At 59.2% G+C, this 26837-nt stretch carries 24 protein-coding genes and 1 pseudogene; 16 read left to right on the top strand and 9 right to left on the bottom strand.

Translation table 11 applies throughout. The features are described 5' to 3' along the window. Window positions 1–76: 76 nt before the first annotated feature. Complete coding sequence (locus ASQ50_RS07520) at window positions 77–1183, bottom strand: DcaP family trimeric outer membrane transporter (RefSeq protein WP_058090445.1); 1107 nt, start codon at window positions 1181–1183, stop codon at window positions 77–79. A 116-nt stretch (window positions 1184–1299) separates the two neighbouring features. Between ASQ50_RS07520 and ASQ50_RS07515 the strand changes: the two are divergent. The 6 genes and pseudogenes from ASQ50_RS07515 to astB form a co-directional block, all read left to right on the top strand. Next, window positions 1300–1458, top strand: a pseudogene (locus tag ASQ50_RS07515) (DNA polymerase III subunit epsilon); the annotation flags it as partial. A gap of 98 nt (window positions 1459–1556) precedes the next feature. Beyond that, window positions 1557–2771 carry an aspartate aminotransferase family protein gene (locus tag ASQ50_RS07510; protein ID WP_058090447.1) on the top strand — a complete coding sequence of 405 codons (1215 nt, stop codon included), beginning with the start codon at window positions 1557–1559 and terminating at the stop codon, window positions 2769–2771. 171 nt (window positions 2772–2942) lie between these two features. After that, window positions 2943–3953, top strand: a complete 1011-nt coding sequence (locus ASQ50_RS07505) for an arginine N-succinyltransferase (RefSeq protein ID WP_058090448.1) — start codon at window positions 2943–2945, stop codon at window positions 3951–3953. Between the two features lie 27 nt (window positions 3954–3980). Beyond that, window positions 3981–5114 carry an arginine N-succinyltransferase gene (astA, locus tag ASQ50_RS07500; RefSeq protein WP_082888453.1) on the top strand — a complete coding sequence of 378 codons (1134 nt, stop codon included), beginning with the start codon at window positions 3981–3983 and terminating at the stop codon, window positions 5112–5114. A 43-nt stretch (window positions 5115–5157) separates the two neighbouring features. After that, window positions 5158–6633: a succinylglutamate-semialdehyde dehydrogenase gene (gene astD, locus ASQ50_RS07495; protein ID WP_058090449.1), complete on the top strand. Its 1476-nt coding sequence runs from the start codon at window positions 5158–5160 to the stop codon at window positions 6631–6633. Window positions 6634–6646: 13 nt separating this feature from the next. Next, window positions 6647–7987, top strand: coding sequence for an N-succinylarginine dihydrolase (astB, locus tag ASQ50_RS07490; RefSeq protein ID WP_058090450.1), 1341 nt, complete (start codon window positions 6647–6649; stop codon window positions 7985–7987). Between the two features lie 9 nt (window positions 7988–7996). On the opposite strand, the gene ASQ50_RS07485 is transcribed toward astB, so the two are convergent. Then, window positions 7997–8632 (bottom strand): TetR/AcrR family transcriptional regulator, encoded by a 636-nt coding sequence (locus ASQ50_RS07485; RefSeq protein ID WP_058090451.1) that lies wholly within the window; start codon window positions 8630–8632, stop codon window positions 7997–7999. A gap of 164 nt (window positions 8633–8796) precedes the next feature. Here ASQ50_RS07485 and ASQ50_RS07480 point away from each other — a divergent pair, with 164 nt between their 5' ends. Further along, a complete protein-coding gene (locus tag ASQ50_RS07480) occupies window positions 8797–9879 on the top strand; it encodes an efflux RND transporter periplasmic adaptor subunit (protein ID WP_058090452.1) in 1083 nt (360 codons plus the stop codon). Continuing rightward, window positions 9879–12905, top strand: a complete 3027-nt coding sequence (locus ASQ50_RS07475) for an efflux RND transporter permease subunit (RefSeq protein ID WP_058090453.1) — start codon at window positions 9879–9881, stop codon at window positions 12903–12905. Before ASQ50_RS07480 ends, ASQ50_RS07475 begins: the two co-directional genes overlap by 1 nt. Window positions 12906–12929: 24 nt before the next feature. Here ASQ50_RS07475 and ASQ50_RS07470 read toward each other — a convergent pair whose 3' ends face one another. The 6 genes from ASQ50_RS07470 to ASQ50_RS07445 form a co-directional block, all read right to left on the bottom strand. Further along, on the bottom strand, window positions 12930–13982 hold the full coding sequence (locus ASQ50_RS07470; RefSeq protein WP_058090454.1) for a succinylglutamate desuccinylase: 1053 nt from the start codon (window positions 13980–13982) through the stop codon (window positions 12930–12932). 214 nt (window positions 13983–14196) lie between these two features. Continuing rightward, complete coding sequence (locus ASQ50_RS07465; RefSeq protein ID WP_058090455.1) at window positions 14197–14919, bottom strand: ABC transporter permease; 723 nt, start codon at window positions 14917–14919, stop codon at window positions 14197–14199. Between the two features lie 2 nt (window positions 14920–14921). Further along, window positions 14922–15626, bottom strand: coding sequence for an ABC transporter permease (locus ASQ50_RS07460; RefSeq protein ID WP_058090456.1), 705 nt, complete (start codon window positions 15624–15626; stop codon window positions 14922–14924). 50 nt (window positions 15627–15676) lie between these two features. Further along, a complete protein-coding gene (locus ASQ50_RS07455) occupies window positions 15677–16429 on the bottom strand; it encodes a transporter substrate-binding domain-containing protein (RefSeq protein ID WP_058090457.1) in 753 nt (250 codons plus the stop codon). A gap of 87 nt (window positions 16430–16516) precedes the next feature. Then, a complete protein-coding gene (locus ASQ50_RS07450) occupies window positions 16517–17287 on the bottom strand; it encodes an ABC transporter ATP-binding protein (RefSeq protein ID WP_058090458.1) in 771 nt (256 codons plus the stop codon). 155 nt (window positions 17288–17442) lie between these two features. After that, window positions 17443–18204, bottom strand: a complete 762-nt coding sequence (locus tag ASQ50_RS07445; protein ID WP_058090459.1) for an FCD domain-containing protein — start codon at window positions 18202–18204, stop codon at window positions 17443–17445. A 226-nt stretch (window positions 18205–18430) separates the two neighbouring features. Between ASQ50_RS07445 and ASQ50_RS07440 the strand changes: the two genes are divergently transcribed. From ASQ50_RS07440 to ASQ50_RS07410, 7 genes are all read left to right on the top strand, one after another. Further along, window positions 18431–18856: a GlcG/HbpS family heme-binding protein gene (locus tag ASQ50_RS07440; RefSeq protein WP_058090460.1), complete on the top strand. Its 426-nt coding sequence runs from the start codon at window positions 18431–18433 to the stop codon at window positions 18854–18856. 15 nt (window positions 18857–18871) lie between these two features. Beyond that, on the top strand, window positions 18872–20359 hold the full coding sequence (locus tag ASQ50_RS07435) for an FAD-linked oxidase C-terminal domain-containing protein (protein WP_058090461.1): 1488 nt from the start codon (window positions 18872–18874) through the stop codon (window positions 20357–20359). Beyond that, window positions 20352–21419: a glycolate oxidase subunit GlcE gene (gene glcE, locus ASQ50_RS07430; protein ID WP_058090462.1), complete on the top strand. Its 1068-nt coding sequence runs from the start codon at window positions 20352–20354 to the stop codon at window positions 21417–21419. The genes ASQ50_RS07435 and glcE overlap by 8 nt, the downstream gene beginning before the upstream one ends. A gap of 2 nt (window positions 21420–21421) precedes the next feature. Beyond that, on the top strand, window positions 21422–22630 hold the full coding sequence (gene glcF, locus ASQ50_RS07425) for a glycolate oxidase subunit GlcF (RefSeq protein ID WP_058090463.1): 1209 nt from the start codon (window positions 21422–21424) through the stop codon (window positions 22628–22630). A gap of 108 nt (window positions 22631–22738) precedes the next feature. Then, window positions 22739–23176: a DUF4124 domain-containing protein gene (locus ASQ50_RS07420; protein ID WP_058090464.1), complete on the top strand. Its 438-nt coding sequence runs from the start codon at window positions 22739–22741 to the stop codon at window positions 23174–23176. 76 nt (window positions 23177–23252) lie between these two features. Further along, a complete protein-coding gene (locus tag ASQ50_RS07415) occupies window positions 23253–24452 on the top strand; it encodes a multidrug effflux MFS transporter (RefSeq protein WP_058090465.1) in 1200 nt (399 codons plus the stop codon). A 72-nt stretch (window positions 24453–24524) separates the two neighbouring features. Then, window positions 24525–25379 carry a hypothetical protein gene (locus ASQ50_RS07410; RefSeq protein ID WP_058090466.1) on the top strand — a complete coding sequence of 285 codons (855 nt, stop codon included), beginning with the start codon at window positions 24525–24527 and terminating at the stop codon, window positions 25377–25379. Here the strand turns inward: ASQ50_RS07410 and ASQ50_RS07405 are convergent. Continuing rightward, the gene (locus ASQ50_RS07405) at window positions 25376–26341 is read right to left on the bottom strand and encodes a calcium/sodium antiporter (RefSeq protein WP_058090467.1); all 966 of its coding nucleotides are present in this window, start codon (window positions 26339–26341) and stop codon (window positions 25376–25378) included. The genes ASQ50_RS07410 and ASQ50_RS07405 overlap by 4 nt on opposite strands. Before the next feature lie 230 nt (window positions 26342–26571). Between ASQ50_RS07405 and ASQ50_RS21195 the strand changes: the two genes are divergently transcribed. Beyond that, the gene (locus ASQ50_RS21195) at window positions 26572–26727 is read left to right on the top strand and encodes a hypothetical protein (protein ID WP_197463797.1); all 156 of its coding nucleotides are present in this window, start codon (window positions 26572–26574) and stop codon (window positions 26725–26727) included. Window positions 26728–26837 lie beyond the last annotated feature (110 nt).

The following is a 26837-nucleotide window of genomic DNA, read 5'->3' as shown; positions in this document are numbered from 1 at the left end:
GCAAACTGCACCAACCTGGAACGAAAAACCCCGGCCGAAGCCGGGGTTTTTCTGAGTTAACTTCTAACAGGAAGGGTTAGAAGTTGTACTGAGCAGCGAACAACAGTCTGTTGGCATCAGAGCTATCGCCACCTACTGTCTCTTGATCCAGATACGCATACTCAATGCCCATCATCACGTTTTGTACGGGAGTCCACATGTAGTTGAGCATAACGTTCTGGTTTGTCTCTGCAGCTGCAGCTGTAAGGCTTGAGTTGGCCACAGCGTCGTCTAGGTCCAGGGTCGTCATGCCGTAGCCAAGGTTGATGCTACGCCCGCCTCCAAGTGCCAGGCTCACGCCTACAGAGCCGCCATAGCCTTTAATAGTCTCAATGGAGTTGCCGTCCATGTAGGCACTGTTACCGAAGTAGTTGCTACCTGAACGCCAGAGGTAACCATTGGCACCGTCAGTGTAATTGATAGCGCCTTGCACGGTAATCATGTCGCTCAGTGCAAATTTGGCGGCCCCAAACACCGCAAAGCCGATAGCGCTGTCATCATTCGTTCCGTCATCAGCCGTCACTTGGCTTATCAAGCCCGCTGCAGAGTATGATAGGCCACCAGCAGAGTCTTCAATCCTTGCGGTTAGCGCTGGCGCTGAGGTTCGAGTGTCACCATCCACTATTTCTTGAGAGCTCGGATCTTCTATTGAGAAGGAAAGATTACCCGTGGTGTAACGGACTTGCTCTGTGCGGTCTTGGCTGCCGGCAGTGCCCGCCAAACCGTCGAAATCCAGCACTGGCGTGTTACCGACGAAGCTGGTGAAGTTTGACCAGTTCCGACCAGCCATGAGGCCGTTATATTCACCGAAAGCATTACGCAATCTGAGGCTACCTGCAGCGTCTCCAGCGCCGCGGAAGTCGCCTTCAACGGTAATTGCTACACCGGAGGAATGCTTAACTCTGACACCCAGTCTGCTCTGCTGTGCATCTGCACCGAAGTGCCCTTCGATATCTTCATCGGCAGGAGAAAATGAGCCTGCGCGGGTTGAAACTGCTCGGTTGTCGTTGAAATCGTAGCTCATGTTAAGCCTTGCGTAGCCGTAGAGGCTGGCTTCTACATCATCACCTACGCTTAGATTCAGGGCGCTCGCCTGGCCAGCTACGCCAAACACAGCCACTGCCGCCGTTGCACGGATTGCCATTCTTAACTTATTGCTTTGCTCGTTGTTGTCTCCACACGTTTATTGTTGTTGGACCCAAAAACAAGGTAGTTACGAATCTGTGACAATTCAAACATAATTGGTGGTTATTTAGACGAATGTCTACATTTGCTTTCCTTGATATCGAAACCACCGGCGGCAATCCGCAGCGGGACAGGATTACCGAGATTGGTATCCGGTTCTGGCGGGCCGGTGACGTGGTGGGGGAATGGCAAGCCCTGCTGGGCCGTGACAAAAAGCCGTATCGAATCATCGAACTACCACCTTTGACGCAACCGGCTGTTCTTATGCCGTGAGTGGCGTATTATGGGGGCATTCACCCTGTCACTTAGCAATGAGTCACTGAGAGAGATCCATGAACAGAGAACCTGTCTCCCGCGAACTGTTTGATGAAGTAATGGTGCCCAACTACGCCCCCGGTAACATCATCCCGGTGCGAGGCGAGGGCTCCCGCGTGTGGGACCAGGAAGGGCGAGAGTTTGTGGACCTGCAGGGCGGCATTGCCGTCACCAGCCTTGGCCATTGTCACCCGGGCCTGGTGGGCGTGTTACAGGAGCAGGCCGAAAAAATCTGGCACCTGTCCAACGTCATGACCAACGAACCCGCGTTGCGCCTGGCCAAAACCCTGTGCGACCAGACCTTCGCAGAACGGGTGTTCTTCGCCAACTCCGGTGCTGAAGCCAACGAAGCCGCCTTCAAACTGGCCCGTCGCTACGCCTGGGAACACTACGGCCCGGAGAAACATGAAATCATCTCCTTCACCAACTCCTTCCACGGCCGCACCCTGTTCACCGTCAGCGTCGGCGGCCAGCCGAAATACCTGGAAGGCTTCGAACCGGCCCCGGGAGGTATCCACCACGCCGAATTCAATAACCTGGACTCGGTAAAGGCGCTGGTCTCCAAAGAAAAAACCTGCGCCATCGTGGTTGAGCCCATCCAGGGCGAAGGCGGAGTAATGCCCGCCGACCCTGAATTCCTTAAAGGCCTGCGCCAGCTCTGCGACGACAACAACGCCCTGCTGGTGTTCGACGAAGTACAAAGCGGCGTAGGCAGAACCGGCCACCTCTACGCCTACGAAATGTACAACGTAGTGCCCGACATCCTCACCAGCGCCAAAGGCCTGGGCGGCGGCTTCCCGGTAGCCGCCATGCTCACCACCGCCGAAGCCGCCAAAAGCCTCGGCGTAGGCACCCACGGCAGCACCTACGGCGGCAACGCCCTGGCCTGCGCCGTCGCCCAGAAAGTCATCGACACCGTCAGCCAGCCGGAAATCCTCAAAGGCGTCAAAGCCCGCTCCGACAAACTTCGCAAAGGCATGATGGACATCGGCGAACGCTACGGCGTGTTTTCCGAAGTACGCGGCGCTGGTCTACTCTTGGGGTGTGTATTGACCGAGAAGTGGCAGGGCAAAGCCAAAGACTTCCTCAACGCCGGCCTGGATGAAGGCGTGATGGTATTGGTCGCCGGTGCGAACGTGGTTCGTTTGGCGCCTTCGCTAATTATTCCGGAATCGGATATTGATGAAGCGCTGGAGCGGTTTGAGGCGGCAGTAAAGAAAGTCGTTTCATAAGAAGTTTTTTGACGGCTGCCACAAGAGTAGGCGCTGGGCCGGGAACCCTTTTCCGGAAATTTCGAAGGCCAAGGATGGCCTGAGAGAAGCGCACATGGATGTGCTCGTAGCGGTTTCCGGAAAAGGGTTCCCGGTGCAGTGCCGGTCGCCGAACGCCAGCAGGAGTAAAGCATGTGGCAAGTAAGACCAGCCAAACTGGATGACCTGCAACAGATTCTGGACCTGACCAACGCCCAGAGCGGCCGGCTGTCGTCCACCCTGCCCAATACCCAAGCCGCCCTGACCAAAAAACTCGAACAGTCCCAGGCCAGCTTCGCCAACGAAACCGACACCCCACGCCGACTCCTCTTCGTACTGGAAGACACAGACACCGGACAACTCGCCGGCACCGCCGGCATAGACACCCGGGCAGGCAACGGCCAACCGTTCTACAACTACCGCCGCGATTACCTTATCCACGCCTCCCACGAACTCAACGTCTCCCGGCGCGTAGAAGTGCTGTACCCCAGCCACGCCCTCACCGACCTCACCCTGCTGTGCGCCTTCACCCTCAAACCGGACCTGCGAAACACCCCGGCCTTTGAACTGCTCTCCCGCGCCCGCATGATGTTCATCGCCAGCCACCGGGAATGGTTCACCAATCGCACCGTGGTGGAAATCCAGGGCATACAGCATGAGAGCGGCGAAGTGCCCTTCTGGGACAGCCTTGGCCGCCACTTCTTTAACATGGATTTCGAAACCGCCGACCAGCACTCCGGACAGCTCAGCAAAACCTTCATTGCCGAACTCATGCCCCCGAACCCCATCTATGTCACGCTGCTGAGTGAGGCGGCTCAACAAGCACTGGGCGAACCTCACCCGCTGACCAAACCCAATTACGACCTGCTGCAAAGGGAAGGTTTCCTGCCCGGTTGCTACGTGGATATCTTTGATGGCGGCCCGGTGCTGGAAGCCCGAACCGACACGCTGAAAACCGTTGTGACCAGCCAACCGAAAACGCTTCACGGTAGCGAGGGTCTCGATGGGGAAACCTACCTGATGTCAGCCGGAGAAGGGCAAGACTTCCGCTGCCTGCTGACTCCGGTGTCTGAGACACTGGCGGACGACGTAAAGGTACCGGTCAGCACCTGGCATGCATTGGGCCGGAGCGCCGGCGACCGGGTAAGGATCTCGCCATTATGATCAATCCAGCTCAGGGGAGGGCGTAACATGCTTTTGATTCGCCCGTTGCAGGAAAACGATCTTGATGATCTTTATGGCATGGCCCAGAACGCCGGCAAAGGGCTGACCACCCTGCCGGCAGACCGGGAACTGCTGCAACGCAAGATCGAGCGTACCCGGGAATCCTTCAACCAGCGCTGTGCCCCGGAGGCCGGGCTGTACCTGTTTGCCCTGGAAGAGACCCAAAGCGGAAAAACCGTTGGCATCAGCGGCATTGAAGCCCGCGTGGGCCTGGAAGAGGTGTTCTACAATTACCGGCTGAGCGTTACGGTGAATGCCTCGCGGGAACTGGGCGTGCATGTGCGTACACCCACCTTGCACCTGTCCAACGATATGACGGACACCACCGAAATCTGTTCGCTGTTGTTGGCCGGAGGTTATCAGGGAGGAGGCAATGGCTTGTTGTTATCCCGCTGCCGGTTCATGTTCCTCGATGACTTCCGCAAGCACTTCTCGGAAAAAGTCTTTGCCGAGATGCGTGGCGTGTCTGATAAAGACGGTCGCAGCCCGCTTTGGGATGCCCTTGGCAGCAAGTTCTTTGACATGGAATTCAGCCAGGCGGACATGCTCTCTGGCCTTGGCAACAAGTCCTTTATTGCCGAGCTGATGCCCAAGTACCCGATCTACCTGCCGATGCTGCCGGAAGAGGCGCGGGCGGTGATTGGCATGGTGCATGATAATACCCGGCCGGCATTGAAAATGTTGCAGGCAGAAGGTTTCAACTTTAACGGCATGGTGGATATTTTTGATGGCGGGCCGGCGGTGGAGGCGTTCGTGAACAACATCCGAACCGTGCGGGAATCCATCAATCGCCACGCCATGGTGGTCAATAAACCCATGAACCTGGACGTGCCACCGGAACAGCGCGTGATGATTTCAAACCGGTCGTTCCGGGACTTCAGGGTAACCACCCTGCCCATGGACTGCATCGGGCCGGATACCGTGAGTATTCCCCGCGAGGTGGCGGATGCCCTGCTGATCGAGTCCGGAGATCCGGTTCGCCTTGCGCCCTTGAAGGAAAGCGCTTTGTCACCCATTCATACACTGAAGGGCCAGGAAAGTGAGGACGAGAAAATTCTCGACCGGGTGCGCCATTATCGTAACCGGCATGGTCAGGATTAGCGCCGAAGCCGCTGACAAATTCCCTAATTGGAGGTGAGGAATAATGGCAAACCTGTCAGGCAATCTTTTTATAGACGGGCTGTGGATTCAGGGCCACGGGCAGCCATTTGAATCGTTACAGCCGGTCACGGGTGAGACTGTCTGGGACGGCAACGGCGCTAACCTGGAAGATGTAGACGCCGCCGTTCGCGAGGCCCGGGCTGCATTTGCAGCCTGGCGGCGGAAGAGTTTTGCCGAGCGCCAGGCGGTGGTGGAGGCGTTTGCCCAGCAGTTGGAAGCCAACAAAGAGGCCCTGGCCCATCAGATTGGCCTGGAGACCGGCAAGCCGCTGTGGGAATCCCGCACCGAGGTGGCGGCCATGATTGGCAAGGTGCCCATTTCCATCCGGGCTTACAACGAACGTACCGGGCACTCAGAGTCGGATGTGGCCGGAGGACATGCGGTACTGCGGCATCGCCCCCATGGCGTGGTGGCGGTGTTCGGCCCTTACAACTTTCCTGGCCATTTGCCGAACGGCCATATTGTGCCGGCCCTGCTGGCGGGCAACACCGTGGTGTTCAAGCCCAGTGAGCTGACACCGGGCGTTGCCGAAATGACCGTGCGTTTCTGGGAGAAGGCAGGTCTGCCGGATGGTGTGATTAACCTGGTCCAGGGCGATGCAGATACCGGCATATGCCTGGCCCGCCACCTGATGATCGACGGTCTGTTCTTCACCGGCAGCTCCAATGTTGGTCATCTGCTGCACGAACAGTTTGGCGGCCAGCCGGAGAAAATCCTGGCGCTGGAAATGGGCGGAAACAACCCGCTGATTGTGCAGAACGTGGCGGATGTAGACGGTGCAGTTCATCACACCATCCAGTCGGCGTTTTTGTCGGCCGGCCAGCGCTGCACCTGCGCACGCCGTCTGCTGGTGCCCAAAGGCAAGAAAGGGGATGAGTTCCTGGCCCGGCTTGTAGACGTTGCCTCCCGTATTCAGGTGGGCGATTTTGATGCCGAGCCCCAGCCGTTCATGGGCTCGGTCATCTCGGCCCAGGCGGCTGAGGTGCTGCTGCAGGCCCAGGCCGATATGCTGGAGAAGGGCGCCAGTTCCCTGTTGGAGATGAAACAGCTGAAGCCTGGCACAGGCTTGTTGTCCCCAGGTATTGTCGATGCCACGGAGGTGGAGCTGAAGGATCAGGAATTCTTTGGCCCGCTGCTGACGGTATACCGCTACAAGAGTTTTGACGATGCCCTGGAGCTGGCCAACAACACCCGTTTCGGGCTCTCGGCGGGCATTCTGAGTGACGACCGCAAGCTGTATAACCGGTTGGTGGAAGAGGTGCGTGCGGGCATCGTGAACTGGAACCGGCCGCTGACCGGTGCCAGCAGTGCGGCGCCCTTTGGTGGTGTGGGGGCCAGTGGCAACCATCGCGCCAGTGCCTATTACGCTGCCGATTATTGCGCCTGGCCCATGGCCTCGCTGGAGGCTGGCAAGAGTGAAATGCCAGATACCCTGGCGCCCGGCCTGACATTTGACTGACAGGAAGCCTGCTATGGTGAAACACGCGGTTGAAGCGAATTTTGACGGGCTGGTGGGTCCCACCCATAACTACGCAGGGTTGTCCTGGGGGAATGTGGCCTCGAAATCCAACGTGAACTCGGTGGCCAATCCCAGAGAAGCTGCCTTGCAAGGGTTGGCCAAGATGAAGCAGTTGGCCGATCGGGGCTACGTTCAGGGCGTGTTGCCGCCCCATGAGCGGCCACACCTGCCGACACTGCGCGCCCTCGGGTTTACCGGTAATGACCGGCAGGTGCTGGAGCAGGCCGCGAGTACAGACCCCTCCATTCTGGCTGCGGTGTCGTCGGCGTCTGCCATGTGGACCGCCAATGCGGCGACGGTGTCCCCCAGTGCCGATACCAAAGACCATCGGGTACATTTCACCCCGGCTAACCTGAGCGCCAAGTTTCACCGGTCCATCGAGCACCGGGTGACCGGCCGCGCCCTGAAAGCCATTTTTACGGACGAAAGCTACTTTGCCCACCACCCGGCCTTGCCCTCGGTCAGCCACTTCGGGGATGAGGGGGCGGCCAACCATACCCGGTTGTGCAGCCGTTATGGTGAACCCGGTGTGGAATTGTTTGTGTATGGCCAGATAGCCTTCAACGAGCAGGCCCCGGCGCCGGTCAAATACCCGGCGAGACAAACCCTGGAAGCCTCCAGGGCTATTGCCCGGCTACATGGGCTGAGTGACCGCCACGCGGTGTTTGCACAGCAGAACCCAGCCGCCATTGATGCCGGCGTGTTCCACAACGATGTGATTGCGGTGGGCAACGGCAACTGCCTGTTCTACCACGAACTGGCGTTTCTGGAGGAAGACCGGGTGCTGGCGGAACTGAGCGACCGGCTGACCGGGGCTGCGCTTGAGGCCGTTCGGGTGTCTGCCAATGAGGTGCCCATCGAAGATGCCGTGGCCTCGTACCTGTTCAACAGCCAGCTGCTGAATACCCCGGACGGCATGCTGCTGGCGGTGCCCGGTGAGTGCCGGGAAGTGCCATCGGTAAGCCGTTACCTGGATCAGCTGGTCAAAGGCGATGGCCCCATCACCAGCGCGGAAGTGTTTGATGTGAAACAGTCCATGAGAAACGGAGGCGGGCCCGCCTGCCTGCGTTTGCGGGTGGTGCTCAACGATGAGGAGCTGCATGCCATCAATCGGGGCGTGATCCTGACCGATGCACTCTACGACCGCCTGGTAACCTGGGTGAACGCCCATTACCGGAGTGAGCTCGACCAACAGGATCTGGCAGACCCGATGCTGCTGGAGGAGGTCCGCAAGGCCCTGGACGAGCTCACCGGTATTCTGGGGCTGGGTTCCATTTACGATTTCCAGTTGTAGCGAGCGGCGCTACTGGCTGGCGATGGAGCGGGTCAGCATATCCATGGTGTGGCGAATGAGGGCGTCGGCGGGAAAGCTGCCGGCCTGAGTGGCTTCTGATTGGCAAAGCATGATCACGCCGTGCAGGGCGCCCCGCAGGTACAGGGCCGTTTGTGCCGGTGAGCTGATGCGCTCCCGGCTCATGGTGCCGTCTTCCAGGCCGGTGTGTATAGCGGCGGTCATCAACTGCATCAGCTCGTTCTTGGAGCAGAGCATTTCCCGGGTCTGCTCTTCGTCGGCATCGGCGATGGCGGTAGACGCCTTGGTGAGCGCCGAGAAATAATCCGGTTCTTCCAGGTAAAAGCGATAGTAGGCCTCCCCCATGGCGCGGATCTGCGCCAGACCTGTCTCCGCCGAACCAAGCGCGTTTTCGAAACGCGTTACCAGGCTTTGGCCTGCCCGCAGCATGATCCCGCGCTGAATGGCCGCTTTGTCCTTGAAATAGACGTACAGAAGCGCCCGGCTCAGACTTGCCGTGCGTGCGATGTCGTCCATGGAAGTGCGCTCATAACCCTTCTCGGAGAACACCAGCTCAGCAGCATTCAGAATGGCGTCGTACCTTGCCTGTTTTTCCCGTTCCCGTCGTGACTTCAGGGGTTCGTTCATGGTGTTCCCGGCTTCCTGTGCGATGGCTGCATGATACCTGAAAGTGAATGGAAACCGATTATTGACAATTTGTCAAAGAATGACATGATGTCGGAAAATAATCGGCGGTTCCCGAAGGAACGGAGGCCAACAATCAATCTTTTCAGGGAAAGGGGCTGAATATCATGTCTCTCATCAAGCGCGGTGCGCCATTCTCCTTTGCCAGCCTGGCGCTGGTGGTTCTGGTTCTCTCTGGTTGCCGTGGTGGCACTGCCGATGCCCCCTCGGAGGCTGCCGTGCCTGTGCGTGTGGCGGAGGTGACCGGCGGACAGGTGGAAGAAATCCCCTTACGGTTCTCCGGCATTGTCCGGGCTGCCCAGCGGGCCACCCTCACGTTCCAGCTTAGCGGCACCCTCCGGGAGCGCCCGGTAGAGCTGGGGCAGAATGTGAAGCCGGGGGATGTGCTGGCACGCCTCTACAATCCCGCCCTGGAACCGGCCCGTGATTCTGCCGCTGCACGGTTGGAAGAGCTGAAAACCCAGTTTGATCAGGCCCAGCGGGAATGGGAGCGTTCCAGCCGGCTGCACCAGCGTGGTGTGGTGTCGGAACAGAACCTGGAACAGATCGCCGCCCGTCGGGATTCCCTGAGAGCCAGTATGGCCACAGCGGAAGCCTCACTGGCGGAAGCCACCCGCTTGCTGGAAGAAAGCGTATTGAAAGCGCCGTTTGCCGGTCAGGTGGAAGCCTTGCTGGTGGAGCGTGATGAATTTGTGTCTGCCGGCCAGCCGGTGATTCGATTGTCGTCGCCGCTGGGGCGGGAAGTGGAGGTGCGTGTGCCTGCCCATCTGCTCAGCCACGTACGCGTGGGGCAGGAGTTGCCGGTCTGGTCCGTGCAGGATCGCAACCGGGACGCGGAAACCGGCACCGTGATTGAGATCGCCCAGGGCAGTTCCATCCGGGGTGAGCTGCACCCGGTTTTGGTGAGCCTGCCGCCCCAGTCCCTGGGTTCTGGTGAACCGGTCGAGGTGGGTATCACACCGGTGCGGGCCTCTGCCATGACCGTGCCTTTGCTGGCCGTGGTGAGAAACGACTCGGGCACCAGCGTGTTTCGGGTGGATGACGCCACTGCGCGGCAGGTGCCGGTTAAAATCGACCGAGTGATTGGTGAACGGGTGATGGTGCACCCGGGCGAATTGCAGGCGGGTGACCAGGTAGTTTACGCCGGCACCACCCGGCTGGTAGACGGTGACCGGGTGGAGATCCGCTGATGGCCCGCCAACTGCTGAACTATCAACGCCTGTTGGGCATGGTGGTGACCATGCTGTGCCTGCTGGGCATCGCGGCCTACAGCACCATGCCCCGGCAGGAAGACCCCTCGTTTCCCTATCGTGCCGGCATGATTACGGTCAGCTACCCCGGTGCCAGTGCCGAGGCGGTTGAGCGCCTGGTATTGCGGCCATTGACCGATGAACTGCGCCAGGTGGAAGAGCTGGATTTCAGCTTCGGTACCGCTCGCACCGGCGTGGCGCTTTCCCGCCTCAAACTCCGGGACCATATCTACGATACCGACCCCGCCTGGGACCGTGTGCGACAGGCCATGGAGCGGGCCCGGCAGGACTTTCCGGACGATGTTGGCCAGATGACCCTGGATGATCGGCTGATTGATATTCCCGCCGTGGTGATTGCCGTGGGTGGCTCGCCCTCGGTAACCGAACTTTCGAAAGTGGCCGAACGCCTGAAACAGAACCTGTCGGATATTCCCGGCATTTCCCGCATCGAGCTTGAGGGGGATGCCGACGAACAGATCACCCTGGCCCTGGACGACGCCGCGCTGTTCCGCCTGGGCATTTCCCCAAAACGGGTGCTCGACACCCTGGCCCAGCGCAACCAGACCATTCCCGGTGGCTTTGTGGTGGTGGATGGCAAACGGCTGTCTGTATTGCCCAACACCGAATTCGCTGACATAGATGATATTCGCGCTACCCCCATCGAACTGCCGGACGGCTCCCAGGTGCCTCTGGCCGCGGCTGCCGAAGTGTGGCGAGGCCCGGCGGAGCCCCGTCAACCGGAAACCTGGTTTGATGGTGAGCGAGTGGTGCTGTTGTCCATCATCATGGAGGAGGGCAGTACCGACGCGATTCGCTTTGGCGAGCGTATCCGCGAGAGGGTAGAGCAGGTTCGGGGCGATTTCGAACCCTATGAAATCCGGGAGATGTTCTTCCAACCAGACAAGGTTGCCGAACGCCTGGTGAACCTGGCCTGGAGCCTGGTGTTGTCGGTTTTGATTATCGTTGCCGTGGTGTTCACCGGTATGGGCATTCGCATGGGCCTGCTGGTGGCCTCGATACTGCCGATGGTGGCGCTGATCAGCGTGGGCCTGTACGACCTGGGCGGCGGAGTGCTGCACCAGATTGCGGTGATCGGTATGGTGATTTCCCTGGGCATCCTGATCGACAACGCGATTGTTATTGTCGAAAACATTCAGGGGCACCTGGACGAAGGCATGCGTCGCCTTGATGCCCTGAAACAAGCGGTTGGCGAGCTGGCCGGCCCGCTCGGTGCGTCCACTGGCACCACACTGGCAGCCTTTGCACCCCTGCTGATGGCCAAGGGTGGCGCGGCGGATTTCACCCGGGGTGTGCCGGTGATGATCATGCTCACCCTGTCGGTCAGTTACCTTTTGGCCATTTCGGCGGTGCCCCTGCTGGCGGCCCGTTTCCTCAAGCCCCGCAAAAACGTGCAGGGTGATCGACTGATCGGGCTCGCCCGCTTTCTGGGCGGGCTGGTGTTCCGGTATCCCGGTCGCCTGATTGTTCTCGGCGCAGGGCTGGTGACCATCAGTCTTTCCATGACCCCGTTCATGGCGCAACAGTTCTTCCCCAATGCGGACCGGCCCCGGGTGATCGTGGAGCTGTACATGCCGGAGGGCACCGACCAGGCCCGCACGGCGGAAATTGCCGAACGCCTGGAACGGGCCATCCGCACCCAGCCGGAAGCACTGGAGGTGCACCGGTTCGTTGGCTTCACAGGCCCGGCGTTCTATTACAACCTTCAGCGCTCGCCCCAGTCGCCCAACCGGGCCAGGCTGGTTATCCGCACGCCGACACTGGCCGACACCACCGGGCTTATTCACTGGGTGCGAGATGAAGCGGCGACAACCATGCCGGAAGTGGATATCTCGGCCGGCATTCTGGGCCAGGGGCCACCCCGGACAGCACCGGTGGAAGTCCGGGTTTACCATGCCGACGACGCCACCCGCACCCGGGCGACGGAGCAGGTGTTCTCCGCGCTGAGGCGTATTGAAGGTACCGTGGACGTGCGTAACGACCTGGATATCGGTGTGCCCAGCATTGCCATCAACGTTGACGACGCCACTGCCGCCCGTTATGGCCTGAGCCGGGCGGATGTCGCCCAGAGCCTCTACGGCCAGAGCTTCGGTGCGGTGGCCGAGCGTTATCGCCAGGAAGACGACCCGATTCCCATGATCCTGCGTTCCCGCGAGGGGACCTCCCTGTCGCTCTCCCGTCTGTTGTCTGTCAACACCTACAACGACCGGGGCGATGCCGTGCCGTTATCCGCTGTCGCTACGGTGGAAACCACCTGGGAGCCGGCTGCCAGATACCTGCGCAATGGTGTTCGGGTGAACACCGTGACGGCTAACCTGGAAGACGGCTACAGCTTTAGCCAGGCCCTGGATGGCTTGAATACAGCTCTTGAGAATCAGCCGTTGCCCGCCGGCACGCGGCTGGAAATGGGGGGCGATGCCGAAGGCTCCAACGACGCCAACACAGCACTGTTGAAAGCCGCGCCCATCGGCATGTTGTTGCTGTTGTTCTTCCTGCTGCTGCAGTTCAACTCGTTCCGGCGGGTGGGGGTGATTCTGCTGACCGTGCCGCTGGCGACCGTGGGCATATTCCCCGGGCTTGTGTTGTCCGGCTCGCCGTTCGGGTTCCAGTCGCTGCTGGGCGTGATAGCACTGGTAGGGATTGTGGTGAACAACGCCATCGTGCTGCTGGATGTGATGGACCGGGAACTGGAGCGGGGCAGGGCCATCCGCGATGCGGTTCGTACCGCCGTGGAGCGCCGAACCCGGCCGATCCTGTTAACCACGGCTACCACGGTTGCCGGATTGCTGCCCCTGGCATTCTCCAGCTCCACCCTGTGGCCACCCATGGCCTGGGCCATCATTTCCGGCCTGCTGGCCTCAACGGTACTGACTCTGTTGGTGATCCCCTCGGTGTGCACCAAGCTGATCAAACTGCCAGTGGCCGAACCGGAAAACGCCCCGGCCTGAGCCTGACCGGGGCTGGGTGGCGAACTACCCGGCCCCGAAACTGCCCTTGGCCCGGATCATCAAACCCACCCGCTGGCCAACCGGCACCGCCGGATTCGGAAACACAATGGCTTCCGGCGCCGTGCCCACCTGATAACGGGTTTCGTCGTCTTCCCAGATCACCGTGCCCGGCTGGTATTCGGTAAAATTCGCCACATCATCCGGTACATGAAACCGGAACGCCGGCCCCGTATTCAGGATCTCGTGCACCACCTCAAACACCGTCAGATGATCAAACGGCGCCTGAACCGCAGGCGCCGGCTGGCCACAAAACCGCCGCCGAAGCGCCCGATCAATCCCCCTGAACCGCCGCAAATCATTCTTGCCAAACGGCTCCACCTTGCCCAGTTCAACGGTAAAACTCTCCGCCTCCAGCAGCGTTGCTGTGAACGACGAAAACACCGTCGACTCCCGGTGCTGCAACAACAGCGTCTCCACCTCCGCCTCCAGCAGAAACTCACACTGCGCCACCGGAACCGACCGACCTTCCACAAACGGATACAGCGCAAACCGCTCCCGCTTCGACGGCCGGATCGCCGTGTGCAAATCATAATGACTCAACGCCAGCCCCTGATGCGCCATCGCAAACTGCCGACACATCTCCTCCAGAAACCGAGCCCGAGCCGCCTCCGGCAGGCCTTTGTACTCCGGCCTGCTGTGGGCCCCGTTAAACAGCCGGTTCATGTTCACATCCACAAACCGCTCCCCGGCCACCATCGCCACCGGATTCCCCAATATCAACAACGCCGGACAAGCCAACTGCCACTGCCCGGCCATCAACTCCGACACCAAACCGTTCAACACCTCAATCGGCGCTGTCTCGTTACCATGCACCCCGGCCGAGACAATCAGCGCCTCCTGGTTCGGGTTTTCCCGCCCCGCTGGCGGTGTCAGCCACAACACACCATTGGCCTTACGGGAAACCTGCGTGCCATCTGGGAGTTGGTGTTTGGTTTCGGGTAGATCGGAAGACGCGCTGGCCAGAGTATGGGCCAGCCAGTCGGGGTGGAAGTCAAAAAGATGATTTGAAGCGCTCATAGACTCCCCGCAAGGAAAGGCGTGAATCCCCTGAATGAGTTTGGGGTCAGACGGCGGAGCAGGCTTTCCGGGAATCTTGGAGGCCATGGATGGCCGGAACGAAGCGCACACGGACGTGCTTGTAGCGTTTCCCGGAAAGCCTGCTCCGCCGGCTGGCCATGCACCAAAACCGAAAGCCAGCCCTGCCAGCAGGCCAGGCACCAAAAGCCACAACTCAGGAGTTTATAGGCCTCTGATGCCGCAAAAGATGGTTTTCCAGTTTGCGGAAAGCAAACACCAGCATAAACGTCAAAGCCATGTAGCAAAGCGCCACAAAAATAAACGCCTCAAAAGGAGCATAAAACCGCGAATAAATGTTCCGCGCCGCCCCCGTCAAATCCACAATGGTCACCACACTGGCAATCGCACTCGCATGAAGCATAAAAATCACCTCATTTGAGTACGCCTGCACCGCCCGCCGCGCCGCATTGGGCAGAATAATCCGCCGCATTCGCAACAGCCAGTTCATGCCATAGGCCTTGGCCGCCTCAATCTCGCCATTGGGCGTCGCCACAATCGCCCCCCGGATAATCTCCGTGGTATAAGCCGCCGTATTCAACGTAAACGCCAACAGGGCCGGGTAGAAAGGCTCCCGGAAAATAGTCCACCAGAAAGTCTCATGGATGCCCGGAATCTGCGCCACACCGTAATAGATAATGTATAGCTGAATCAGCAGCGGCGTGCCCCGGAACAAATAGGTGTACAGCCAGATTGGGCCAGACACAAACGGATTGCGCACCGTACGCAGAATCGCCAGGGGAACTGCAACCACCAGGCCAATCACCAGCGACAGAAACACCAGCTGCACAGTGGTCACCATGCCATCCCAGTATTCCATCATGGTCATGGCATTGAAGATATCGTTCGTGTTCAACCATTCGGCAATGAAATCAGGCATCCTCAATTCCCCCGAACCACGCCGACATTGGCCCGCTTGTCGAGCCACTTGATGAACAACTCAGAGCCTGCCGTTAGCGCCAGATAAACCGCCGCCACCGGAATAAAGAAGTGGAACGGCATGCGCTCGGCCTTGGCGGCTTCTTCCGCCACCCGCACCATATCGGTCAGGCCGATGATCGACACCAGAGCGGTGGTCTTCAACAGCACCTGCCAGTTATTGCCGATACCAGGCAGGGCATGGCGCAGCATCTGCGGAATCATCACCCGCCGGAAGGTGTGCCAGCGGGAAAAGCCGTAGGCCTTGGCGGCCTCGATCTGGCCGGTGTCTACCGCCAGAAAAGCGCCCCGGAAGGTTTCCGTCATATAGGCGCCAAAGATCAGCCCGATGGTCACCACGCCAGAGATGAACGGATCGAACTGGAAGAAAAAGTCGATTTGCCGGGTTTCCCATAAATAATCGGATAGCGCGTTCACCGCCACCTGGCCGCCATAGTAGAACAACAGCATCATCACCAGATCGGGCACGCCGCGAATCAGGGTGGTGTAAGCGGTTGCCACGCCGGTCAGTACCCGGTTGCCAGAGAGTTTGGCCGAGGCGCCAAGCAACCCCAGAGTGACTGCGAGAGCGAGCGAGAGGAAGGCCAGCTCAATGGTGACCAACGCCCCCTCGGCGAGGGCCGGGCCGTAGCCTTTCAGATCAAGCATGGGAAGTTCCGGAAAGCGGGGAGCAGCCAACAGGCTGCTCCCGGGTCAGGTTAAATCTTGATGTCGTAGCTGAAGTACTTTTCCATGATGGCATCATAAGTACCATCTTCTTTCAGCTTCTTGAGTGCAGCGTTGATGTCTTCGGCCAACTGGGTGTCACGCTTGCGCATGGCAACGCCTACACCTTCACCGAGCTTCACGGACTCGCCGACTTCCTTGTAGCCTTCGCGGTTCAGGATGGTCTGCTCGCCCACCGGGTAGTCAACAAAGACCGCGTCCAGACGCTGGCCTTCCAGGTCCAGGACCATATCTTCAGCGGTGGTGTAACGCTTGATGGAAACCACGCCGCCCATGTTTTCGGTTACGTAGGTGTCCATGGTGGTGCCGCGCTGAACGCCCACGGTCTTGCCCTTCATGGCGTCCATGTCGGTTACGTCGGTGTTGAACGATTCAGGGCCGAACCAGCCGCCCGGAGTGATGTAGTACGGCTCGGAGAACAGCACACGCTCGGCACGCTCAGGGGTGATTGACATGGATGACATGATCAGGTCGAACTTGCGAGCCAGCAGGCCCGGGATCATGCCGTCCCACGCCTGGATGACGAACTCACAGTTGGCGTTCAGTTCTTCACACATGGCGGTAGCCAGTTCCACTTCGAAACCGGTCAGCTCGCCGTTCTCGTCGCGGTATTCGAACGGCTCGTAGGGGATATCGAATGCGATGCGCAGGTTCCGGTCCTGAGCCTGAGCGGTGCCGGCGATCATGGCCAGGGCACAGCTTGCTGCAACAATCAGTTTTTTCATGTGTCACTTCTCCAGTAAGTTGCCGTTATGGCTTTATTCTTTATGGAAGTTTCTATTCCGTTTCCGGTTTCAAGATAGCACCGGAGTTCAGAACTTGGGAGCAAGAAATTGCTTCATGCGTTCGGATTCCGGATGGTCAAAGACCTTGTCCGGTGAACCCTGCTCCTCAATCACGCCCTGATGCAAGAACAGGACCTGAGTGGACACATCCCTTGCAAACGCCATCTCGTGGGTGACCACAATCATGGTGCGGCCTTCCTCGGCCAGACTCTGCATAACCTTCAAAACCTCACCTACCAGCTCCGGGTCCAGCGCTGAGGTGGGTTCATCAAACAGCATCACTTCCGGCTCCATGGCCAAGGCACGGGCGATGGCTGCGCGCTGCTGCTGGCCGCCGGACATCTGGGCCGGGTAGTAATCTTTGCGTTCGTAGATGCCCACCTTGTTAAGGTAGGCCTCGGCCCGCTCAATGGCTTCTTTCTTGGGGATCTTGAGAACATTTACCGGTGCTTCAATGATGTTCTCCAGCACCGTCATGTGGGACCACAGGTTGAAGCTTTGGAAAACCATGGACAGCCGCGCGCGGATCAGTTCCACCTGGCGATTATCGGCCGGAATGCGCTCACCCTTGCGGTTGTTTTTGAACCGGATTGGATCACCGTGCACGATAATGTCGCCAGAGGTAGGCGTTTCGAGCAGGTTGATGCAGCGCAGGAAGGTACTCTTGCCAGAGCCTGAGCTGCCGATCAGCGAGACCACGTCGCCTTTGCGGGTTTCCAGAGAAACGCCCTTGAGGACTTCGAGTTTGTCAAAGGTCTTGTGGATGTCCCTGCAAATCAGAGGCGCGGGTTCCGCCATGGGGTGACTCCTGGGGGCTGTCATTCAAAGGCGCATGTTTTACGGACTGTAGCCGTGGAAATCAATACCGCTTTGTAGGATTTTGGTGAAAATCGAAGCACTTGCCTGTTGGTCATTCTGGCCTAATCAATGATCAATGCAAACAATTTTACACCTTACGGTGAGCCTGAATCGTTCAGCAGATCGGCGAGATCTTCCGGGGCGGGGATGCGCAGCAATTCATCGCCTTCTTTCTCCATTTCTTTCATGGTTTGCCGCACGAAACGAACGTGAGCGGTGGCCACCTTGCGTGCCTGGTCAGGTTTGCCGGCCATGATGGCCTCGTACAGCTGCCGGTGCTGGCCCATGATTTTCCGGCGCATGTCTTCTTTCGGGTTCAGGTTGGAGACCGAGGCCTGAACGGTCAGCAGCATCATGTTTTTCAAGCCGCTCAGAATGTGCACCAGAATCGGATTGTGGGATGCTTCCACGATGGCGTGGTGAAAGCCGTGGTCAGGGCGGGCGTTGCTCAACGGGTCTGTGCTTTCCAGCGCGCGGAATGCCCGGGTGAGGCGATGCCGGTCCAGGTTGGTGGCTCGCTGCGCGGCCAGAAAAGCGGCCTGGCCTTCCAGTTGCTCGCGCACTTCCAGCAGGTCATACAGGGTACGGGTGTGGCCCTGATAGAGATACATTAACGGACTATTGGCGCCCTGCACATCGGATTCCGGCACGATGCTGGCAACAAACGAGCCCTTGCCGTGGCGGGTTTCAATGACGCCCCGGGCCTGCAATTCATGCAGAGCCTCACGCACCACCGACCGGGATACCCCGAGTTTGGTTGATAGCTGCCGTTCCGAGGGGATCTTCTGCCCTGGCGCCAGGCCGCCTTCCAGAATTAGGTGCTCAAGCTTATAGGAAATTTCTTTGGATATGCCCATGATCTTATTGCTGGTCTGACCAGTTTCGGGTTATACGGATCCGGTTTTGCTGAGACTGCCTGTACCGCCAAACTTCATGAATGGCGGGAGGTTACGAATTATTCCATGTTTCGGGATTTAACAAACTGGTAGGACCAGTTACTAAAACGATAGACGATCTCTGGGCTGATGGCGAGTATTCTGAGGTTTGTAGAACCTGAAATTGTACGTCAGCGAGGTTGAAGCCATGTTAACCATCCATCGCCTGGATCTTGAAGATGCCCGGCTCCTGATCAAAGGCGCCAGCGAAAAGGCCCGCGACATCGGTGTTCCCATGTGCATTGCGGTAGTCGATGAATCCGGCAACCTGGTGGCGTTTGAACGCATGGATGGCGGCAAAACCACCAGTGTCATTATCGCCCAGGACAAAGCCTTTACGGCCGCCGCCGCGCGCAAAGCCACCCACGAATACAACGCGGCCAACGTGCCGGGCAATCTGGCCTTCGGTATTCATACCGAAGTGGGTGGCCGTTTAAGCACGGTGGGCGGGGGCTTGCCAGTGCTGGTGAATGGCGAGGTGGTTGGCGGGATTGGTCTGAGTTCAGGCACCCCGCAACAGGACATGGATTGTGCCCAGGCGGGTATCGACTACTTTGAACAACAGCGCCAATAACAATCAGAGAACGTTATGACAACCACATCACATGCCAGCAAACCGGGGTTAGCTAAAACGGAATTGGCTGAACAGCTCCGGGCCTTTATCGACCCGGAGTTTGTCATTACCGATGACGAAACCCTCAAACCCTATGAGTGCGATGGCCTGGCCATGTACCGGGAAATGCCCATGCTGGTGGTGCTGCCCGAGACCGTAGAACAGGTGCAGCGGGTCATGCGAATCTGCCACGAACACGGCGTGCCCGTGGTGGCCCGCGGCGCCGGTACAGGTTTGTGCGCAGGGGCCATGCCCCATAAAGAAGGCGTGGTGCTGTCGCTGGCCAAGTTCAACCGGATTCTGGAAGTTGACCCGCTGGCCCGGACGGCCCGGCTGCAGCCGGGCGTGCGGAACCTGGCCATCAGCGAAGAGGCCGCCCAGTTCGGCCTGTATTACGGGCCGGACCCGTCATCCCAGATTGCCTGCACCATTGGCGGTAATGTGGCGGAGAACTCTGGCGGCGTGCACTGCCTGAAGTACGGGCTGACCGTCCATAACCTGCTGAGTGTCGAAATCGTCACCGCAGAAGGTGACCGGGTAACAGTGGGCAGCGACGGGCTCGACAGCTGTGGTATGGACTTGCTGGCACTGCTGACCGGCTCCGAAGGGCTTCTGGGTGTGGTCACGGAGGTGAAGGTCAAACTGTTGCCCAAGCCGGAAGTGGCGCAGGTGATCATGGCCGGTTTCGACAGTGTTGAGAAAGCCGGCGATGCGGTCGGTGGTGTTATCGCCCATGGCATCATTCCCGGTGGCCTGGAAATGATGGATGGTCACGCCATTATTGCCGCCGATGACTTTTGCCAGGCGGGCTACCCGAGAGATGCCAAAGCTCTGCTGTTGTGCGAAGTGGATGGCACCGAAGAAGAAGTGCACGAACACATTGCCGAGGCAGAAGCGGTGTTCCGGAAACTGGGCGCCACGTCCATCCGTACGTCCTCCAGCGAGGCGGAGCGTGCGCTGTTGTGGAAGGGCCGTAAATCAGCATTCCCGGCGGTTGGTCGAATCTCGCCTGACTACTACTGCATGGACGGCACGATTCCGCGCCGACACCTGGCCAAGGTGCTTCTGGAAATGGAGGCCATGTCCGAGCGGTTTGGTCTTCGGGTAGCCAATGTGTTCCACGCTGGCGACGGCAACTTGCACCCGTTGATTCTGTTTGATGCCAATGTGCCCGGTGAGTTCGAGAGTGCCGAGGCGTTCGGTAGTGCCATTCTGTCTCTGTGTGTGGAAGTGGGTGGCTGCATAACCGGCGAACACGGCGTGGGTGTGGAGAAAATCCGCCAGATGGCCGTGCAGTTCAATGATGAAGAATTGCAGCAGTTCCACGATGTGAAAGCCGCCTTTGACCCCACTGGCATCCTGAATCCGGGCAAGGGGGTGCCGACGCTCCGGTTCTGCCAGGAATATCGCTCTATTGAACACAAGCAACACAAACACGAACAGGCGGGTGCCAGCCATGGCTGATCAGATTCAACAACTGCAGGAGCAGGTGCGTCAGGCCCGGCAGTACGGCAACAAGCTGAATATTGTTGGCGGCGGCAGCAAGGCGTTTATGGGCCGTGAGCCCAGCGCAGAGGCCGAGACCCTGAACCTGGCCGGCCACACCGGCATTGTGGAGTATCACCCGGTTGAGCTGGTGCTCACGGTGCGGGCTGGTACGCCTTTGAAAGACATTGAAGAAACGCTGGCGGCAGAAGGCCAATGCCTGCACTTCGAACCGCCTCGTTTCAGTGACGCCTCCACCATTGGCGGCACGCTGGCCTGCAACCTGTCTGGCCCCGCCCGCCCGTGGACAGGGTCGGTGCGGGATCAGGTACTGGGCATTCGGCTGCTGAACGGCAAGGGTGAACACCTCCGTTTTGGTGGTCAGGTGATGAAGAACGTGGCCGGTTACGATGTGTCCCGGTTGCAGGCCGGCGCCATGGGTACCCTGGGCGTGATCACCGAGGTCAGCCTGAAAGTGATGCCGAAACCGGCGGCTTCCGTCACCCTGGTTCAGGATATGGCCATGGATGAGGTGATCGACTACATGAACCGCCGGGCTGGTGAGCCCAAACCCATCACCGGCGCTTGCTGGGTAGATGGCAAGGTGTACCTGCGTTTGTCTGGCGCACGTTCGGCTGTAGAGGCCACCGCCGACAAATGGTCTGGCGATGTATTCGACGACGGCGACCGCTTCTGGCAGCAGATCCGGGATATGCAGCATGGGTTTTTCTCCGATGCTGAGACGCCCCTCTGGCGCTTTTCAGTGGGATCAACCTCGCCCACCGAGGATCTGCCGGGCCCCTGGCTGATGGACTGGGTGGGCGGCCAGCGCTGGTATCGTGGTGACGCCCCGCTTGCCGACATGGAAAAACTGGCGCGGTCAGCGGGTGGCCAGGTCAGCCTGTTCCGCGGCGGCGACCGCCAGGGCGAGGTGATGCAATCGCCACCAGAAGCACTGAAAACCATCCAGCGCCGTGTAAAAAACTCGTTTGACCCCGACGGCCTGTTTAATCCCGGTCGCCTTTATAGTTGGTTGTAATCATGCAAACGAATCTGGTTCAGCAATTTGCCAATACATCCGAAGGCCAGGAGGCGGAAGAGATCCTCCGGGCCTGTGTGCACTGCGGTTTCTGCACCGCAACCTGCCCCACCTATCAGGAATTGAACGACGAGCGAGACGGTCCCCGGGGCCGCATCTATCTGATGAAGATGTTTCTGGAAGGCGGGGAAGTGACAGAGAAGACCCGGGAGCACCTGGACCGCTGCCTGACCTGCCGCAGTTGTGAGACGACGTGCCCCTCCGGTGTTCAGTATGGTCGCCTGGTGGATATCAGCCGTGGCTTGCTGGAAGAGGAGCTGCCCCGCAAGCCGAAAGAAAAGTGGCTGCGCTGGGCACTCACCCGAGTGTTACCCCATCGCCGGCTATTCGGCTTGCTGCTGCGGGCCGGGCAGGCATTCCGGCCGATGCTGCCGGAAAAGCTCCGCACCAAGGTGCCGCCGCGCCGGCAGGCCAGCCCCTGGCCAGCTTCAAGCCATAACCGCATTGTGCTGGGGCTCGCCGGATGTGTGCAGCCCTCGGCCGCCCCCAACACCAACGCGGCGACAGCCCGGGTACTGGATAAACTGGGCATTACCCTGGTGGAAGCGCCCCAGGCTGGCTGTTGTGGCGCGGTCAATTATCACCTCTCCGAGCACGAGCGCGGCCTGGAGCAGATGCGCCGGAATATCGATGCCTGGTGGCCGGCCATTGAGGCGGGCGCGGAAGCCATCGTGATGACGGCCTCCGGCTGCGGTGCCATGGTGCAGGATTACGGCCATCTGCTGAGGCACGACCCGGTCTATGCCAACAAGGCCCGGAAAGTGAGCGAACTGTGCACCGATCTGGGCGCCTTTATGCTGAAGGAGGATCTGGAGCCCCTGAAAGCCAGTGCCCAGGCGGGTAAAGTGGCCTTCCATTGCCCGTGTACCCTGCAGCACGCCATGAAACAGAACGGCGTGGTGGAGCGGGTGCTGACCCGTGCCGGCATTGACCTGGCCGCCACCAAAGACAAGCACCTGTGCTGTGGCTCGGCGGGAACCTATTCGATCACCCAGCCGGAGATGAGCCAGAAGCTGCTGAGGAACAAGCTGGAAGCGTTGACCATTGATGATCCGGTGCGGATTGTGACCGCCAATATCGGTTGCCAGCTGCATCTGGAGTCCCGCTCAGAGGTGCCCGTTCAGCATTGGATTGAGCTGCTGGACCGGTGACACGGTTCCTGCAAAGCCGTTCGTCATCGGTTATAGTCTGACCCGGTGCCAGGTTTCTGCCTGGCGCCGGTACATTCGAACACCAACAACTTCACAGGATGTGAACCCATGCCAAGGATCAAGGCCCTGCCGTTTTGCCTATGTCTTTTCATTTCTTTGCCAGCCCAGGCAGAAATCTATCGTTGGACCGATGCCAACGGCTCTATCCATTTTTCCGATACACCACCGATGCTGGACGAGCACCGTCGGGTGCAGGTCCGTCCGCCTATCACCATGCCGATGGCGGAGAATATCCGGCAGTCTGACCGGGTAACCCGCAACCGCAAAGAGCTGGACCAGCTGCTCTCGCCTAACAGCAAGAATCGTTACGCCAAATCTCAGCAGGCGGAGGAAGCCCGTACCCGGCAGTGCCAGCAGTACCGCAAGCAACTGGACCGTTTGCAAGCGAGACTTCGCGCCGGTTACGGCAACGATCGGGGCAACAGTCTGCGGCAGCGGCGCCGGGAACTGAGCCAGACCTACAGCCATGAGTGTGTGCTGAATTAAGCGGCTTTCGGAAAGCGCTGATTGCCAGGCGGTCATAAACATTGTTAGCTATCTACCTTGTCTCTGGAGGTAGATCTTGTCGCATTTTCAGCTTGCACTTCTGCTTGGTATGACCGTCGCACTTGGGCCCCTCGCCCTGGATGCCTACCTGCCCGCGTTCCCTGCCATAGCCCGAGATTTTGCTATTCCCCATGCCGATGTAGGCCTAACGCTGAGCGCCTATGTGGCAACTCTGGGCATGGCCCAACTGGTGGGCGGGCCGTTATCTGACCGTTATGGCCGCCGCAACATTTTGTTTATCGGGCTGGCAGTGTTTGCGCTGGCCAGCCTGATGATCGCACTGGCGGATAACCTGTCCAGCATGATTGCCTGGCGGGTGGTCCAGGGTATTGGCGGCGCATTCTGTGCGGTGTCGGTACCCGCTATTGTGAGAGATCAGGTGGGTGGCCAGGAGGCAGCCAGACTGTTCGGATTGATCGGGCTGATCATGTTTATTGCTCCTGCGGCGGCTCCGTCTCTTGGCGCCCTTATGCTGGCGCTGGGTGACTGGCACTGGATTTATGTCCTCCTGGCGGCCTACGCGTTCTTCCTGGCTGTTGTTCTGCAGCTGGCTTTGTTTCCCCGGCTCAAACCCCGGCCACGGGCAACCACGCCGGTCAAAACACTGGTGACCAACTATGTGCTGGTGCTCAAGCATCGCACGACCATGCGTTTTGTCGGTATCCAGGTGATGTGTTTCAGCAGCATGATGCTGTTTATCACCCATTCTTCATTTATCTATCAGGAGTGGTTCGGGCTGTCGAACAGCACCTTCTCCGTTCTGTTTGCCGCCAATATCGGGGTGATGGCGGTGCTTAATCTGATTAACCGGCCGTTGCTGCGCACCTTTTCTTCCGTGGTGCTGTTGAGGGTGCAGGTGATCATCCAGTTCGTGATGCTGGTCGGTCTGGTGTCGGTGGTGTTGCTGGATGGGCCCTTGTGGGCGGTAGCCGGATTTATCATCGCGGCGGTAGGTTGCCAGGGTGGGATTGTGCCGAACAATATGGCCAACGCCCTTGAATTTTTCCCTCACATGGGAGGGACGGCCGCAGCCATGCTGGGTGCGTCCCAGTTCACTCTGGCCGGTGCGATCAGTGCCTTGTCATCGGCGTATGGTGGCGAGGCTCTGCTGCCTATTACCCTGAGTATGTTGGCCTGTTCGGTGGGGGCCGTTTTGTTGTGTTTGGGAGCGCCGGCAGCGGTAGCCCGGGAAAAGGCTGCAGAACAGTCAGCCTGACGGTCAGCTCCTGAGACTATCTTTGCTGACAGCATGGTCGGGCGACCATGCTTTCGTAGATAATGTTGGGTTATGAAACTTATCCTGAGCCGCAAGGGCTTTGACAGTTCTGCCGGTGGTTGCCCCAATCCTGTGTTTCCGGACGGACATGCTCTGGCGCTTCCGATTCCGGATAATCAGTCACCCATCCGGTATAGCCAGATTCACTACAATGGCCAAAGTATTGGCCCCCTGGTCTCCCAGCTAACCGGCCGTTCCGGCTTCTCCCGAATGGGTGCCCACCTTGACCCGGATCTGATTGAGGGTGCCTATCCCCGGCTGCCAGGCTGGCGCCCGTTGCTTGGTCAGCACGGCTCGGCCCAGGCGCACCTCGCCAACCATGGTGTGGGGCCCGGCGATCTGTTTCTGTTCTTTGCTTTGTTCCGGCCGGTGGAGCGGTATCGCCGGCGCTGGCGCTTTGTGCCGCAAAGCCGGCCGTTTCACGCCATTTGGGGCTGGTTGCAGGTGGGGCAAGTCTGGCCAGTTTACGAGGCGGCGCCCGTGCCGGAATGGGCGGCCTACCACCCGCATCTGCACGGCACACGATCCGCCCACAACTGCCTTTATGTCAGTGGTGACAGACTGCAGATTCCCGGCCTGAGCGGGGAGTTGCCCGCTGCTGGGGTGGTGTCAGGCCTGGACGAGCGGCACCGATTGACGGCGGCAGGAGCGGCAAACGTAACCGACTGGCGGTTGCCGGCGGCTTTTATGCCAGTAGCCGATAGTGTGCCCCTGAGCTACCATCACAACCCGGAGCGCTGGCGCCCGGACGACTCCCCGGAGTACTGTCGCCTGAAAAGTGCGGCACGGGGGCAGGAGTTTGTGCTGGATCTTACGCAGTATCCGGGAGTCAGTAAATGGTTGCTGACCCCCGGGTTGCTGTCTTAAAAGGCGGTGGTTAACAGATAGGCCGTGTAACCAATAAAAACGGCCAGCAATCCGGCGCCTTCCAGCCGGTTGATACGCCCGGGGCCTCGAAAACCGTAACCAAGTACAAACAGGGCAAGGGTTAGACCTACCATCACGGGAATGTCACGCATCAATACCTCGTCCGCCACGGCCATGGGTGCAATGGTACCGGCAATGCCCACCACCGCCAGAGTGTTGAACAGGTTGGAGCCCAGAATATTACCCAGTGCCAGGTCGTGCTCTCCTTTGCGGGCCGCAATGATCGAGGACGCCAACTCCGGCAGTGACGTGCCGACTGCAACAATGGTCAGACCGATGACCAGATCACTGACGCCGAAACGGGTGGCCAGGTCGATGGCTCCCCAGACCAGGATGCGGGAGCTGATTATCAGCAGGACAAGCCCTGCCAACAGCCAGAATACGGCCTTACGAATGGGCATGGCATGGGCGGTGAGTTCGGCGTCCACCTCGTTGGCGAACGGGTCATCGGTCTTCCTCATGCCAGACCAGATACTCCAGCCAAGCAGGAGGGCAAAGAGCACCAGCAAGCCGGCAGCATCGAGCCGACTCAGCTCGCCATCAAACAGAAGCCAGGCGGCCGCCAGGGTGACCAGTGCCAGAATCGGCAATTCCTTGCGCATGACCTGAGAGTGCACGGCGATAGGCGCAAGCACTGCAGTAATCCCCAGAATCAGGGCGATGTTGGTGATGTTGGAGCCATAAGCGTTACCCAACGCCAGACCCGGATTTCCCTGGCTTGCAGCCAGCGCTGAAACCACCATTTCCGGTGCAGACGTGCCAAAGCCAATCACGACCATGCCGATCAGCAATGGCGGCATGCCAAAATGGCCGGCTGTTGCAGCCGAGCCTTCCACAAAACGATCCGCGCTCCAGACCAGAAGGGCGAGACCGGCAAGAATGGCGAGAGAAGCAATCAGCACGTTAGTGGCTCCCTGGTTAATGTCGGAGTATTTGACGGCAATCGCGGTGGCCGCACAATTACACAGAACTACCTATGAGCAAAAGGTCTTTCCAGGACGCCTGGCGCTGTCAGGGCCGCTGCGACGAGAAATGTGAGCCACACCGTGAGTGTCATTGCTTACGCTCTTGGAATTTGGGGACGTGATATAATAGTCAAGATTGAATGCAGGCCAACAAAGGAGAAACCGAGATGGCCAGAAAAAAGGCGAAAGCCACACAGCACAGCGCTGTGCAACGGGAACTGAGAACACCAAAGTACCAGATGCGGGTGGTTGAAGACAAAACCAAATACAAGCGCAACCGGGACAAGGCCGTGCGGATGGAGGGCTTCCGCAAAGCCGCGTGAGCGTGGTTTTACGAAAGCTCTTCTTACCCGCGACACACCCGGTCCAGCGATTACTCTGTCATAAAAGCTTCATAGAAGCCTCGCGGGTGGCTGTTATCCTGTAGTGTTTG

Source organism: Marinobacter sp. LQ44, from assembly GCF_001447155.2.
Classification (GTDB): Bacteria; Pseudomonadota; Gammaproteobacteria; order Pseudomonadales; family Oleiphilaceae; genus Marinobacter.
The sequence above is the reverse complement of the archived record's forward strand: the minus strand, read 5'-3'. Positions and strand labels throughout refer to the sequence as shown.